This is a genomic window from Mesorhizobium sp. G2-6-1 (assembly GCF_055809095.1).
In genome coordinates, this window is the sequence record NZ_CM147896.1 from 3,880,292 (window position 1) to 3,895,758 (window position 15,467).

At 54.5% G+C, this 15,467-nt stretch carries 11 protein-coding genes and 1 tRNA gene; 6 read left to right on the plus strand and 6 right to left on the minus strand.

Annotation, left to right across the window (positions count from 1 at the left end; translation table 11 throughout):
* Positions 1-34 precede the first annotated feature (34 nt).
* A complete protein-coding gene (gene xth, locus AC0L7S_RS18845; RefSeq protein ID WP_473472394.1) occupies positions 35-829 on the plus strand; it encodes an exodeoxyribonuclease III in 795 nt (264 codons plus the stop codon).
* A gap of 118 nt (positions 830-947) precedes the next feature.
* Entirely contained in the window at positions 948-1,232 is a 285-nt protein-coding gene (locus AC0L7S_RS18850) for a hypothetical protein (protein ID WP_473472395.1), read from the plus strand.
* Positions 1,233-1,364: 132 nt separating this feature from the next.
* Here AC0L7S_RS18850 and nirK read toward each other — a convergent pair whose 3' ends face one another.
* The 6 genes from nirK to AC0L7S_RS18880 all read right to left on the minus strand — a co-directional run bounded on the left by nirK (position 1,365) and on the right by AC0L7S_RS18880 (position 10,330).
* Positions 1,365-2,600 carry a copper-containing nitrite reductase gene (nirK, locus tag AC0L7S_RS18855; RefSeq protein ID WP_473472396.1) on the minus strand — a complete coding sequence of 412 codons (1,236 nt, stop codon included), beginning with the start codon at positions 2,598-2,600 and terminating at the stop codon, positions 1,365-1,367.
* A 22-nt stretch (positions 2,601-2,622) separates the two neighbouring features.
* Positions 2,623-2,853, minus strand: coding sequence for a hypothetical protein (locus AC0L7S_RS18860; RefSeq protein WP_473472397.1), 231 nt, complete (start codon positions 2,851-2,853; stop codon positions 2,623-2,625).
* Between the two features lie 287 nt (positions 2,854-3,140).
* Positions 3,141-3,995 carry a tetratricopeptide repeat protein gene (locus AC0L7S_RS18865; protein WP_473472398.1) on the minus strand — a complete coding sequence of 285 codons (855 nt, stop codon included), beginning with the start codon at positions 3,993-3,995 and terminating at the stop codon, positions 3,141-3,143.
* A gap of 350 nt (positions 3,996-4,345) precedes the next feature.
* The gene (locus AC0L7S_RS18870) at positions 4,346-5,581 is read right to left on the minus strand and encodes an OmpP1/FadL family transporter (protein ID WP_473472399.1); all 1,236 of its coding nucleotides are present in this window, start codon (positions 5,579-5,581) and stop codon (positions 4,346-4,348) included.
* A 352-nt stretch (positions 5,582-5,933) separates the two neighbouring features.
* On the minus strand, positions 5,934-8,717 hold the full coding sequence (locus tag AC0L7S_RS18875) for a valine--tRNA ligase (RefSeq protein WP_473472400.1): 2,784 nt from the start codon (positions 8,715-8,717) through the stop codon (positions 5,934-5,936).
* Between the two features lie 68 nt (positions 8,718-8,785).
* The gene (locus AC0L7S_RS18880; RefSeq protein WP_473472401.1) at positions 8,786-10,330 is read right to left on the minus strand and encodes an NAD(P)H-hydrate dehydratase; all 1,545 of its coding nucleotides are present in this window, start codon (positions 10,328-10,330) and stop codon (positions 8,786-8,788) included.
* 382 nt (positions 10,331-10,712) lie between these two features.
* Here AC0L7S_RS18880 and AC0L7S_RS18885 point away from each other — a divergent pair, with 382 nt between their 5' ends.
* The 4 genes from AC0L7S_RS18885 (at position 10,713) to AC0L7S_RS18900 (ending at position 15,400) form a co-directional block, all read left to right on the plus strand.
* Entirely contained in the window at positions 10,713-11,051 is a 339-nt protein-coding gene (locus tag AC0L7S_RS18885; RefSeq protein WP_473472402.1) for a P-II family nitrogen regulator, read from the plus strand.
* A gap of 56 nt (positions 11,052-11,107) precedes the next feature.
* Positions 11,108-12,517, plus strand: a complete 1,410-nt coding sequence (gene glnA, locus AC0L7S_RS18890) for a type I glutamate--ammonia ligase (RefSeq protein WP_473472403.1) — start codon at positions 11,108-11,110, stop codon at positions 12,515-12,517.
* A gap of 342 nt (positions 12,518-12,859) precedes the next feature.
* A tRNA-Ser gene (locus tag AC0L7S_RS18895) sits at positions 12,860-12,949 on the plus strand.
* 699 nt (positions 12,950-13,648) lie between these two features.
* On the plus strand, positions 13,649-15,400 hold the full coding sequence (locus tag AC0L7S_RS18900) for a hypothetical protein (RefSeq protein WP_473472404.1): 1,752 nt from the start codon (positions 13,649-13,651) through the stop codon (positions 15,398-15,400).
* Positions 15,401-15,467 lie beyond the last annotated feature (67 nt).

Sequence of the window (15,467 nt, forward strand, 5' to 3'; positions counted from 1 at the left end):
ATCAAGAATCGTTTGAAATTCTCGCGAGTTTTTTATGAAAATCGTTACGTGGAACATAAATGGCGTGCGCGCCCGTATCGCAAACCTTGTTCATTGGCTTGGCGAAAGCGCCCCCGACATTGTGTGCCTGCAAGAGATCAAGAGCATGGACGACCAGTTTCCGCGCGCTGAAATCGAGGCACTTGGCTACCAGGTCGAAACGCATGGGCAAAAAGGCTTCAACGGGGTCGCCATTTTATCGAAAATCCGTTTCGACGAGGTCAATCGCGGCCTTCCCGGCGACGATGAAGACGAGCAAGCGCGGTTCATAGAAGGCGTCTTTTCCACTGACAAAGGCGCATTGCGGGTCGTTTCGCTCTATTTGCCCAACGGCAACCCGGTCGATGACGACAAGAAATTTCCTTACAAATTGTCATGGATGGCGAGACTTGAACGATGGGCTGGCGAACGCCTCCAATTGGAAGAAGCGCTGGTTCTGGCTGGCGATTACAATGTCATTGCCGAACCGATCGATGCGCGCCATCCCGAAAACTGGTCAGGCGATGCGCTGTTCCAGCCTGAAACGCGACAAGCGTTCCGACGGCTAACCGGTCTTGGTTTCACCGAAGCGGTGCGCGCTGTAACCGATGCACCGGAGGTTTACACCTTCTGGGACTATCAGGCTGGCGCGTGGCAAAAGAACAATGGCATCCGTATTGACCACCTGCTGTTATCGCCAGAGGCGGCCGACAGATTTGCCTCGGCATCAATAGAAAAGCATGTTCGCGCTTGGGAAAAACCATCCGATCACGTTCCCGTCGCTATCGACTTGATGCTTTCTGCGGCCTGAAGATCGTTTTATCGCCACATTTAACCTTCTGGCTAAAGCAGTTGCGTTGAACAGGAGACGCTGTGTGGCTCGATCTCATTGTACAAGTATCGGATCTTTCCGAAAGCGGTTGAAGTTCATGAAAACAGAATTTGCACGCCATGTCTTTCTTGCGGCGTTATTGGCGACGCCTTTTGCATCCCCTGCTCTTGCGGCACCGATGTGCATCGCAAATGGCGAGTCTTTTCCCGTCGGAGAGACGACCTGTTTGACTATTACCGGCACCAGTCACCTCGCGCGCTGCGATATGGTACTTAATATCACCTCATGGACGAAGATCGAGGATACATGTCCTGCCGACTCCAGCGGCGCGCCAGACAAAGCGGCACCGGACCCGAATATTGCCGCTCCAACTGCCAATTAGAGCATGATGCCCAACAGTGTGCAGCGGTTTTCCTGGGACTGTTCTGGGCTTGATATGCCTGCGCCAAATCCGGCGGAGCGTAGATAGAAAAAGGCCCGAAACCAGAGCGGTTTCGGGCCTTGTACATTGGCGCTATTTTGCTTCTTCGGTGGCCGGGCCAGCATGCATGAACTCGTCGTTTTCCGGCCCATCGACGATAAGATACCCGGCCAACCCGCGCTCGGCACGTGACAAGGCATGATCCACCAGCACGTAATGTCCAGCGCGTTCGATGGTAAAGTCGACCATCGTTGCGCCGCCCGGCGGCACGCTTACCGTCTGCACGTCAGTAAGGGTCGGCGATCCAACACTGCCCAGCGAATAGACATGATCGAATATCTCGCCAATGACATGGAATGACGACGTAAAATTGGGGCCGCCCACTCCAAAGAATATCCGAACCGTTTCTCCGGCATTGGCATAAAGCGGGTGTGATTTGGTCAACGCGCCGACAGATCCGTTGAAGAGGAAATACTCAGGGCGCTCGGAAATGAGCTTGTCATAGTCCATTTCCATCTCACCCTTCGTGCCGAATGGCTCGACGGTATAGAGTTCACCCTGCATCACATAGAATTCACGATCGACCTGCGGCAAACCACCCTCGGGTTCGACCAGGATCATGCCATACATGCCGCTTGTTATGTGGTGAGCCACGCTGGGTGTTGCACAATGATAGACGAAAATGCCCGGCTTCAGCGCCTTGAACGTCACCACGGTTTCTTCGCCGGGAGCCGTTTGTGTGAATTCCGCCCCACCTCCGGGCCCGGTCGCGGCATGGAAATCGACCGAATGCATCATGACGCTATCGGCTGGATTCTTGAGATGAACTTCGACGGTGTCACCTACCCGGACCCGTAAAAGCGGCCCCGGCACTTTGCCATTGAAGGTCCAGTAGATGTAGCTTGTGCCATCATCCAGCTTGCCCTCCAGTTCCACGGTTTCAAGATCGACGCGCACCACCTGAGAGGCACGCTTACCGATCGGCCCGGGAATATCTGCAGGATCATGAACGATGTCGGCCGCATCCGTGCCAGCGTCGGTGCGCGGTCCAGGCAATACCTGGATCAGCCCTTCCATACCGGCAGCACGATGACCGGCGATCGAGCAGAAATAGGAAAACTCTCCGACCTTTGTTGCAACGAAAGAGAAGGTGGACGAGGCGTTCTTTCCTACCACCACGGAGGAACGGGCGGCATATTGATCGAGTACGATGTCGTGTTCGGCACCCTCGCCATTGATCAAGTTGATCTGAATGAGTTCGCCTTCATGCACCACCAGCTTGGGATTGACCGCACCATCAATGCTGCCGCCAACGCCCAGATAGACCATGCGCCCCCGGCGATGCCGGTTTTCAGGGTAAATGTGGTTGGTGCATGATAGTTGACGGCTGCTCCAGCCCCTGAAACTGGGGCGCGGGGTCAGTTGCCGGCTGGGTTTGTGCAAATGCTGTGGTTGCACAAATGCCGATGACCGAGAAAGTCATCGCTATCAAGCGCATGATTTTAGGCGGCCCATGCCTGACCCCATTCCAGATTTCCTGAGACATGATCTGCTCCATCGTTTCTTCGGTGAGACGGTTCATATGCTACGACGCTACTGATTATCGACGGCGGCCTCGATTGACACGCGACCGATTTCCCAGCGGCATGTCTTCCTATAGTCAGAGGTGAGGAGAAACATTGTTGCAGCGCAAACTGCCGTGCATTCGATTGAATGCACCAAGGATGCTCCAGCTTATCGACAGAGCACCACAATGATCCGAAAACCGGAAACGACTTTTCGGCCTTACGTTCTGAATTTTCGCGAAGTTCGCTGAAACAAGGCTGTTCTTGTCAGAAAAATCTCACCGCAAGCCGAACAGATGCAAGCCTATTGGGCCACGCCTTTGTTGAGCATGTCGGCGGCAAGCGATATCGCAGTTCGCCGATCAGCCTCAGGCGCCAGCGCGAAGGCTTCTTCCTGCAATCCACGTATCCATGTTTGGTCAACGGGTGCGGCTCTTTCAAGAGCCGCCGTCATCATGGCGAGCCCACGAACGACCTTGCCACTATGGAAGAGAAGATTTCCAAGCGTCGCCTGAGCGCCCGCATGCCCCTTTGCAGCGGCCAGATGAAGCCAGCGCCCAGCAAGTTTTGCGCTTGCCTTGACGCCGCCTTCGCCACTCAGGAACATTTTGCCCATCTCATACTGGGCAACCGGATTGCGATAATTGGCGGCAGCACGCATGAAATATTCCTGAGCCGCCGCCGGATTGGCGCTGATCGGGGTGCCGGGAATACCACTTTTCAAATAGTCGCCCAGTGCCACGAGCGCATCCGAAATATAGCTTTCATCGGGCGAACCGGGTTCCACGTCCTGATCGACAATCTCGCTGAAGAATTTGTAGGCTTCGTAGTCATTCTGAGCGACACCGTCGCCTTGCGCATACATGCGTGCCAATTTCCACGTCGCACCAATCTGGCCGTTTTCAGCGGCATATTTGTATGCCTTGACCGCCTGACCCTTGTGACCGCTCTTATAGGCAGAAAAGCCAAACTGGAAAACCGCCCACGGGCTGGACTCCGGCTTTACCCCGGTCTTGTCGTCAAACACCTTGTCATCAAAAGCCAGGGCACGATCAACGGCCCCCAAAGTCGCCACGACGACAAGCGCCGAAAGCGCCAACGACCTGACCAGCGCAGCTACGCCGGGCGTTACTCCAGAAATTGGCGAACGAACAGGCAACAGTGCTCCAGAGCCGCGCTCACTTACGCAACTGCTTGTCAAACCAATCCTGGAATTCACCGTGGCTTCCATATTCTTCCTAGCCGCCCTGTTGCGACCTGCCCCCGCTTTCGCAAAGAGTTTATGTCCAGAGCCTGATTGAAGTGCTCCGGGTTTATGGCGGGAAGTGGGCGATTTCGGTTGAACAACTTGCCGCCATCATGAACAGCAGGCTGATGTTGCAGAATCGCCACAACTTTCATGGCGGGATAACACTCGATACAGAAATCCCCACCCGTCAGAAGCCGAAGCTGTCATGAGCGAATGGGGACAAGCGGTTCAATAGTATTTTAGTATTTAATTTCAGCTTCTTACCACTTGACCTTCAAGGAAGCTGAAAGAGCGCTGACGAGATCGTTGCCGAATGTATAAGAAACACCATTGTTGATGCCGCCGACAACTTTCGTCTGACCGCTGGTCAAAATGCCAAGTGCGCCACCGAGGCGAATTTCGACATTTTCGGATGGCGTGTAAGATGTGCCTGCCGAGAAGGTCCATGTATCGGTCTGGGCGCTTAGGCCGGTCGTCGTTCCGCGATCCCAGGTAATTGACGCCGCGCCGCTCCACTGATCGTTGAATTTGTGGCCGACACCACCTGAAACCGTCCAGCCGTCGCGGTAGAGCAGGTCGAGCGATGTTACAAAGCCTGTTCCTTTGTAGGTACACCCAAGACCCGCAGCCTTGATCGCAGGCGAGCAGAAGCTCACAATGCCGATTTCGCTCCATTCGACCCATTTGACCGAACCGAAAGCCAACCAGCCGGGTGCAATACCCGACTGAACCTTGAACTCGAGGGATTGCGGCATGGTTTGATTACCGAATACCGGGATGACCGAACCATTGACCTGTGAAAGATCAACCGCTCCGGTAATGTCACCAAGATCGACCTTGCTGTTGTAAACGAGGCTGGCGCGCAGTGCGATTTCCGGAATTTCATACGCCGCGCCGATGCGCCAACCCACACCTTTTCCCGCAAGATCCAGCCGGCCGACACCTGTTCCTACCGCTGCAAATGCAGGCGCAACCAGCCTGGTCTTGAAACCACTTACTTCCTGATAGAAGACACCGCCGATAAAGCGCAATTGACCTTTGCCAGCATCCATCTTGTAGGAACACGTAGCCGCGTAATTGTCACTGTCGATCTTGGTTTCGATATTGTTGTTTGCGCCCATCCAGTTGGCGCCGGGATTCGTATGAGCACCCCAAGGCTGCGAATAATCCGCCATACAATCGATGTTCTGGCCGATACCGACTTTGAAACCCACGCGAGGAGAGAAGTAGCTGTCAGTTTCACGAACCCCTTGGGTGGCGCCGCCGCCAATACCATTGGAGCCAATCCCGTCTGCGGGGTTGGTGTCCACCACGTTGTCCAGTTTTCGTTGCGGCATGACATAAGTGCCGGAGACTTCCCCGGTAATCCGAGCCGGATCAAAAAGCAGATCAATATTATAACCGCTGCGCTCAAGGCCACCGGCCTGGGCAATCCCAACTGCGGCTACGGTAAGTGCTGATGCCCCCAGCAATACCTTAAGATGGCTCATGTTCATGCTCGTCTCCCCGAAACTAACTTGCATTAGCAAGGGCCATTTCAGTTAACGACGCAATAACGATTTGTGGAAACTGCCGATACGCGGTTGCTCACGGCGCACGACTGGGTCGCTGTACCAGCAAATTCGGTACAAAAAATGCTCTATTCCACGGCAGGAACGATCACTTTTCCGAATTTTCCTCCAAAAACCGGCCTAATTCAGGCAATTTTTGGCGCTTCAGCCCAATTTGTCACATTACGGCAACAATACGGCCAAAACTTACGTGCACGTCAAAACTTACGTTGCGGCACATCGCGAAATATGGGTTTCGCGTCTTGCGGCATCAGCCAAACCGAGATGATTCGCGCGATTATCCCGCGTCGCGAACCCGTTCCAACGCCACGGACAGCTTGCCTTGCACCTCGCCATACTCGGCGAGTTTTTCCCGTTCGGCTGCGACCACATCTTCCGGCGCATTGGCGACGAATTTCTCGTTCGACAGCTTCTTGTGCAGGCGGGCAATCTCATCAGTGATCTTGGCGAGTTCCTTTTGCAGCCGAGCTGCTTCGGCCTTCAGGTCGATGAGACTGCCGAGCGGCAAGCAAATCGTCGCCTCATTGACGACCAACTGGGCTGCGCCTTGCGGGGCGCTCTGTTCCACCGAAATCTCGCCAACACGTGCAAGGCGCTTGATGGCGCTGTCATGGCGTTGCAGGCGTTCATTGGTCGTGACGTTGGCGTCAACAACCACCAGAGGCGCGACAGCAGCCGGCGGCACATTCATTTCCGAGCGGACGGAACGAATGCCCGAAACCAGATCGATCAGCCAATTGATGTCGGCTGCGGCATCCTCATCTTCAAAATCGGGCGTTGGCCAAACCGCATGGCACAACAATGTCGACCGTTCATCGCCCTCGCCTGCCGTCTTTGCCCATAATTCCTCGGTCATGAACGGCATCATCGGATGCAGGAGCTTGAAAATCTCGTCCAGCACGAATGCGAAACAGGCACGGCTTTCCACTTTTGCCGCCTCATCGGTTCCCATGAAAACCGGTTTCAGCAGTTCCACATACCAGTCGCAGACCAGATTCCAGACGAAGCGATAGGCCGCGCTTGCCGCATCATTGAAGCGGTATGAAGTGATGCCGTTGGTGATTTCGCGTGCCGCGCGTGTCAGTTCGGTGAGTATCCAGCGGTTGACTGCGAGTTTGGCGTCTTGCAGCCAGAATTCGTCGTTGCGCGCAACGCCATTCATCTCGGCAAAACGGGTCGCATTCCAAAGCTTGGTACCAAAATTGCGGTAACCGGCAATGCGTGCCGGGTCCAGCTTCACGTCGCGCCCCTGGGCCGCCATGACCGTCAGCGTGAAGCGCAGCGCGTCCGCGCCATACTCGTCGATCAGGTCGAGGGGATTGATGACGTTGCCTTTCGACTTCGACATCTTCTGTCCGTTCTTGTCACGCACCAGAGCATGCACATAGACCGTGTGGAACGGCTCCTCCTCCATGAAGTGCAGGCCCATCATCATCATGCGGGCAACCCAGAAGAAGATGATATCGAAACCTGTCACCAGAACATCCGTCTGGTAATAGGTTTTCAGTTCCGGGGTTTTGTCAGGCCAGCCAAGCGTCGAGAACGGCCAGAGGGCTGAGGAAAACCACGTATCCAGCACATCCTCATCGCGCGTCAGGATTTCGCCCGGCTTGAAATTTTCGAGTTGTTCTTCAACCCATGCCTTCCACGGACCCTCATGCGCCAAATAGTGCTGGATAGCGGCTTCGAGTGCTGCTTCCTCGCTTTTTTCGACGAAAACGGCACCATCGGGACCATACCACGCCGGAATCTGATGCCCCCACCAAAGCTGGCGCGAGATACACCATGGCTGGATGTTCTCCATCCAGTCGAAATAGGTCTTTTCCCAGTTCTTTGGCACGAAATTGGTGCGGCCTTCACGCACCGAGGCAATTGCCGGCTTGGCGAGTTCGGCAGCGTTGACATACCACTGATCGGTCAGGAACGGTTCGATCGGCACGCCGCCACGGTCGCCATGTGGCACCATATGGCGATGCGGCTCGACCTGATCGAGAAAACCGCCCTCCTCCATCAACTCAACAATTTTCTTGCGCGCCGCAAAGCGGTCCAGACCGTGTAGTTGATCCCATACGGCTTGCTGTTGAGGATTTGATTCAAGACCGTGCAGGAAGTCTTCGTTTTCATTGATGTCTATGTGCGCATCGACAGTCAAAGTATTGATGGCGGGCAAATGATGACGCTTGCCGACCTCAAAGTCGTTGAAGTCGTGCGCAGGCGTGATCTTGACTGCGCCGGTGCCTTTTTCGGGATCGGAATATTCGTCGGCAACCACGGGTATCTTGCGGCCAACGATTGGCAATATGAGGTTCTTGCCAACCAACTCGGTGTAACGCTCATCATCGGGATGTACGGCAACGCCGGTATCGCCCAGCATGGTTTCCGGGCGCGTGGTTGCGACCGTGATGTAGGTTTCTGGATTTCCGGGATCGTATGTTGCGCCTTCAACGGGATAGCGGAAATGCCAGAGATTGCCGTTGACCTCATGCTGCTCGACCTCGAGATCGGATATGGCAGTGAGCAGTTTCGGGTCCCAGTTAACAAGGCGCTTGTCCTTGTAGATCAGACCTTGCTTGTAAAGTGTCACGAAAACTTCCAGCACGGCTTTCGACAAGCCTTCGTCCATGGTGAATCGCTCACGCGACCAGTCTGCCGAGGCACCCAGCCTTTTCAACTGGTTGAAAATAACGCCGCCGGATTCAGCTTTCCATTCCCATACCTTGTCGATGAACTGCTCGCGCCCGATGTCGCGGCGATGAATCTGCTTTTCCTGCAACTGACGCTCGACGACCATCTGCGTGGCAATGCCTGCGTGATCCATACCCGGCTGCCACAAGACGTTTTTGCCGCGCATACGCTCAAAGCGCACCAATATGTCCTGCAAGGTGTTGTTGAGCGCATGGCCCATATGCAGGGAGCCAGTGACATTTGGGGGTGGGATGACGATTGTGAATGGATCAGCACCCTCGTCTGCGCCTGCGCCAGCACGGAAAGCATCTGCCTCTGCCCAGATTTTCGCGATCTTCGGCTCGACGGCATTGGCGTCGTAAGTCTTCTCAAGCATGGGAAACGGTCCGGGCTGTCGGGATTTGTTGATGATGGTGTAAATCGGAAGGCTGTTGCCGAGTCAACCTAGGACGGGTCTCGTTCGTCAACACGGTCCAAATGCTGCGCAACCAGTTCACACAGCAATGGCAAGATTGCATCTGGCAGGTCTTCTGCAATCAGGCCGGGGCCAAAGCAGCGACCAGCCTCAGCATGTAGCCACACGCCAGCACAAGAAGCTTCGAATGCAGCCATGCCTTGCGCCAGCAATCCGCCAATGAGCCCCGCAAGAACATCGCCCGAACCAGCGGTTGCCAGCCATTGTGTCGCGTTCGCATTGATTGCCGCGCGGCCATCAGGTGCTGCGATCACCGTATCCGCGCCCTTATAGACGATCACACCATGCGAACGTGACGCGGCCTTGCGCGTCTTTTCGAGCTTGGATAATTTTTCATCCGCTGCGAGGTCGCCAAACAGCCGCGCGAATTCGCCCTCATGTGGCGTCAGGACAAGTGAGGGCGCATTGGTGGCACCCGCTGCAATGAACAACGAGGCTGGGGCATCGCGAAAGGATGTTATGGCGTCGGCATCGAGCACCAGCCCTTTAACGCTTTCGGGGCGGCCATCTCCATTGCCGAGCATGGCGAGTGAAAATTCGCGTGCCTTTTCGCCAATGCCGAAACCCGGCCCCAACACGCAAGCAGAGGGCCGCCGCTCGGTAAGAAAATCATGCAATTCCGTGGCATTTGCCAATGGATGCAGCATGATCGACGTCAGATGCGCGGCATTGACCAGCAATGCATTCGGTGGCGAAAGGACGGTCACCGCCCCTGCCCCGCTTCTGGCCGCGGCAAGTGCGGACAGGCGCGCGGCCCCCGTGGCATGGGGGCCGCCTGAGAACACACAGGCATGGCCGCGCCTGTATTTGTGCGTATCCACCGCAGGTGACGGGAATTGGTGCAGCCACAATGCGGGCGCGTTTTCGAATGTTCGGGTTGCCACTTGATCAATGAGCACATCGCCAATGCCTATATCGGCGACGACAACTTCACCGCACATTTCGCGGCCAGGGAAAAGCAGATGGCCCGGCTTTTTCCTTGCAAATGTAACAGTCATCCCGGCGCGAAATGCGCATCCGATGATTTGTCCGCTTTCGCCCGAGATGCCGGAAGGCAGGTCGATAGCAACGACCGGGATGTTTAGCCGGGCCGCGCGTTCGATTGCGCTTGCCGCTTCATCTTCGAGAGGCCTTGAAAGACCCGCGCCGTAAAGTGCGTCAACGATGACAGAACCCGGTTCGGGCGCAAAATCCGATATGGGCATTGCCACCACCGGGCATGTTGCAGCAGCGATTGCTGCGTCGCTTCCATGTCTTGGCTTGCCCGAAAACCATACCGACACGGCACAGCCACTTTCGTGCAGCAAGCACGCCACGATATAGCCGTCGCCACCATTATTGCCTGGGCCACAAAGAACGTGAACCCTGTCTGCCGACGCGTAACGAGCCAGAACCAACGCCGCGACCGCCGCCCCCGCATTGCGCATGAGTGCCATTCCATCAAATGGCCCCTGCTCCGCCGCCATGAGGTCGACCCTTGCCATTTCTGACGGCGAAAGAAGTTCGTTGCTCATTCTGTTTTATTCCGTCCCATGCTTTCGCCGCCCACAGATAGCCGGTTTCCCGCATTGCGCAATTCATGACTTCGACGAGTAGATGACGTCGACAGGCAGATGATTCAACGCGACGCTCCGGGGCGCAGACTTTCCGCCATTGCCTGCTCAAACCACAGGCTTCCTGCTTAAAAATTATGCACGCCATTGCCATAACGCCGAAACAGCACGGTTCCAAAACGCTCTTTCGGACAACAAAACATTGCTAAATCCTCGATTTTTCTACCGGTCAGTCTGGATTTCAGACATATGTACTGGCTCTCCTTCAGACTGGCACGGATCGTGCTTTAGATAGCGCATGCAGAGTGAAATCTGTTGAATGGCAGTGGAGGCCCTTACTTACATGAAAAAGATTGAAGCGATCATCAAACCGTTCAAGCTCGACGAAGTAAAAGAAGCGCTTCAAGAAGCTGGACTGCAGGGCATCACCGTCATTGAAGCCAAGGGCTTTGGCCGACAGAAAGGCCATACCGAACTTTATCGCGGCGCCGAATATGTGGTGGATTTTCTTCCCAAGGTGAAAATCGAACTGGTGCTAGGTGACGATTCCGTCGAGGCGGCCGTCGAGGCCATTCGCAAGGCGGCACAAACCGGGCGCATTGGTGACGGCAAGATTTTCGTTTCCAACATCGAGGAAGTCGTGCGCATCCGCACCGGCGAGACCGGCATCGACGCGGTCTGATCACAACACAACACATCGAAATCCAAGTTAAACGGCATCACACAGGAAATCATAATATGACGACAGCCGCCGACATCATGAAGCAGATCACGGATATGGACGTAAAATTCGTCGATCTGCGCTTTACCGACCCCAAGGGCAAATTGCAGCACGTCACCATGGACATCGCGGAAGTCGAGGAAGACATGTTCGCCGATGGCGTGATGTTCGACGGATCGTCCATCGCCGGCTGGAAGGCAATCAACGAGTCTGACATGGTGTTGATGCCTGATCCGGAGACGGTCCATATGGACCCGTTCTTCGCACAATCCACCATGGTTATCTTGTGCGATATTCTTGATCCGGTTTCCGGCGAATCCTACAACCGCGATCCACGCGGCACCGCGAAGAAGGCCGAAGCCTATATGAAGGCCGAAGGCATTGGCGACACCGTTTTCGTCGGCCCCGAAGCCGAGTTCTTCGTGTTCGACGACGTTAAATACAAGGCGGACCCATATAATACCGGCTTCAAGCTGGATTCCACGGAACTGCCTTCCAATGACGACACCGATTACGAAACCGGCAACCTCGGCCACCGGCCGCGCGTCAAAGGTGGTTACTTCCCGGTTCCGCCGATCGATTCATGCCAGGATATGCGCTCCGAAATGCTTACGGTGCTGGCCGAAATGGGCGTGCGCGTAGAAAAACATCACCATGAAGTGGCTGCAGCGCAACATGAACTCGGTATCAAGTTTGACGCGCTGGTGCGCAATGCCGACAAGATGCTGATCTACAAATATGTCGTGCATCAGGTCGCCAATGCTTATGGCAAGACGGCAACCTTCATGCCGAAACCCGTTTTTGGTGACAACGGCTCAGGCATGCATGTCCATATGTCGATCTGGAAAGACGGCAAGCCCACTTTCGCTGGCAACGAATATGCGGGGCTCTCGGAATCCTGTCTCTATTTCATCGGCGGCGTTATCAAGCACGCCAAGGCGATCAATGCGTTCACCAACCCGCTGACCAACTCCTACAAGCGATTGGTGCCAGGTTATGAAGCGCCGGTTCTGCTGGCTTACTCGGCCCGTAACCGCTCAGCTTCCTGCCGTATCCCCTTCGGCTCTTCGCCGAAGTCGAAACGGTTGGAAGTGCGGTTCCCCGATCCGGGCGCAAACCCGTATCTGTGTTTCGCGGCTCTGTTGATGGCCGGGCTCGACGGCATCAAGAACAAGATCCACCCCGGCCAGCCAATGGACAAGGATCTTTACGATTTGCCGCCAAAAGAGCTGAAGAAGATCCCGACCGTTTGCGCGTCGCTGCGTGAGGCTCTGCAGAGCCTCGACAAGGACCGCAGCTTCCTGAAGGCTGGCGGCGTTTTCGACGACGACCAGATCGACAGCTATATCGAGCTCAAGATGGCCGAGGTCATGCGCTTTGAAATGACACCGCATCCGGTTGAATTCGACATGTATTATTCGGTCTGATTCAAAGCCGTTTTTACTAACAAGGCCCCGGCTGGCAAACCGGGGCCTTGTTGATTCCATGCAATATGGTCGGTTTTGCACGTTCGATATTGAAATGGCTTTGGACATCCATCGGTTAGCAAACCCCACTTCGTGCAACTGTTTGCTGGTTATGGCTTGGCAACCGGCGTCGGATCGACTAGATGAGCCCCGCACCCTTTTCATCAGCGATCAGGGCGCACTGGACAGGATACCATCCGGTTGACGGTATCCACGGCGTGATCTCTTCACGCGCAAGCTCCAAAGGGACATGCGATATCCCCAACCAGCACGGCAAAACCGGCCGCTGCAAGACGCATGGATGGAGAGGTGGCCGAGTGGTTGAAGGCGCACGCCTGGAAAGTGTGTATACGGGGAACCGTATCGCGGGTTCGAATCCCGCTCTCTCCGCCAATTTTTTTATAAACATCTTATATATAACGATCTTTTTACTCTTATTTAGATGAGCCCAACATATGGCCCCACATTCGGCTGGGTCTTATACATAAAGATGCGTCATTCAATCTGCATTCGGCACCTCAAATCCGGACCCGATAATTCGGCCAGTTGAATAATTTCGCGAATCAGTGCAGTTTTCGTAGACCTTGGATGCAATTTGACTCACCAAGGCTAAATTTTAACATCGCGCATGACGTGCACCAACTCCGCAACGCGGGGGAGCACGCACATGCCGACACCGAGATTTTCTTCCCAATTTGATCTATTCCCTGCCGCGCCACCGCAAGAGTGCGTGCCAGAAAAGCCGTGTCCAACCACGGCAATTCCCTCCCCGCCTTCACGGAAACCGGGGCCAGATGAAGAAATAAGCGGTGCGGCGGCGCCCCAATCATATCCAGATGAAACGGGCAACACCCTCGAAGCGACACAGAAAGTCTTTCTGTCTGACCGAGAAGTGGCCCAGCGTTACGGTGTTTCCAGACCCACCATATGGCGCTGGTGCGACACCAATCCCGGTTTTCCACGTCCCAGGCAGGCATCGCCCGGTACAACCCGTTGGACCCTTTCAGAACTACTGGTGTTCGAAAGGCAAATGCCGTCGAAGGAAAGGCGCAACGCCGTAAACCGGAACAGAGCGGAAAAAGGGAGCGGAAAATGAGCCGCTCTTACCGTGGCATCCGACCCAAGGCCAACCGGGTCTATTCGATTGAGGACGCGCTGTCACTCTACGGCATTTGTCGAAATACCCTCTTCAACTGGGTCAAGGCTGGTCTGCAACCGGTCGATGAAGGCCATAAACAGCTGTTTCGTGGTTTGGAGCTCAAACGCTTTCACGATCAGCGGAAACTCAAAAACAAAAGCCCGCTGCGTTTGAAGGAATTTAAATGCCTCACATGCAAATTGCGCGTTGTTCCAGACGTCAGCACATTGTCTCTTGAGGAGTTCCTTCACCAGCATTCATGGGCAAAAGCCAAATGCCCTGACTGCGCCCGCTCACTGCCCAAACTACTGAATGAGACAGCATACAACACGCTCAAAAAATGCCTTGAATCCAATACGAGCCTGCATTGCATAGACGAAGTGCAGGGCGCAACCCCGACTGGTATTGGGATAAAACCGGGGCAAACTTGTGTGTCTTGCACAGCTGAGAACGAGCGGGTCATCTATGACTACCAGATATATGCGGGACGGTATGGCCCTAAAACCCTCGATGCTCATCTCAGTGCGATCAGGCATTTCGAACAATTTCACAATGGCAAAGCCTTTTCGACGATCAAAAAAGAAGATGCTGCCGCGTATCGGGATGAATTGATCAAGCTCGCTGGAAAAGACCGGCCAAATCCTCTCTGCCGCTCAACAATTTGTCACATGGCTTCTCATCTCGCAGCATTCTTTGGTTGGTTGGTGCAACAGGAAGGCTATCGCCGCATGAACAAGACCATCGGCGACTATTTTAAGCTGCCTCGCAGCCAGACTGCCAAAGCGATACGACTGAAACCTCGGGAAATTCCAACAACGGCAGAAGTCAATTTGATCTTTTCTACAATGCCGCTTGAAACACTCATCCAGCACAGGGACAGCGCTATTGTCGCCGCAAGCTTCCTGTTTGGGACCCGATCAAATGCCACGGCCTCGCTGCTGATTGGAAACGTGGATACAGAGGTCCGCAAAGTCTATCAGGATGCAACCGTCGTACGGGTGAAAAATTCGAAAAGTCAAACGACGTTTTGGTTTCCGGTTGGCGAGCAGATCGAGGGCATAGTCGTATCATGGATCAAAAAGTTGCTAGCCCTTGGGTGCACTCCAGAAGATGCTCTGTTTGCGCCCGATGAATTTCTCACCAACAGCAGTCGGCTCCCATTGCAATGTCGCTTGCCAATCGAACCGTGGAAGACCGATAGCGGGGTACGACGTGCTTTTCGAGAAGGATGTGATTGCGCGGGCCTTGGATATTTCAATCCTCACTCAGCAAAGCATTACTTGCGGTCCATACGTGACGAGTTTTGCATGACGGATGACCAACGAAGAGCCTGGTCATACAATATGGGCCATGAAAACGAGCAAATCACCGAATCCAACTACGCCAAGATGACGGATAAGCGTCGTGACGTGATCTTCACCAATCTCCACACCGGAAATGTTGAAACCGAAGAAGAAAAGGATTTGCTTTTGGCCTATCATGACCACGAACTTGTAAAGGGGACATTGGAGTTCGATCGAGCGGTCAAACTAGTGGAAGCCAGGCGTAAACGACAGAAAAAAAGCAGCAGCGCGAATGATTGCAAAACTTCACCGAATTGTGGTCAGCCTGCTCAGAAACATCAACCAACTGATTCCACAAGGCTTTCAGGTGTTGGAATAATCCTGTGTCGGCGCAATTTTCGTCCATATGGAAACGTCGTATGATGTCGTCATGTCCGTCGTCGGACATTTGGTGTGAATTTTCACCCAACTTGGCCCTGGCATAAAATTG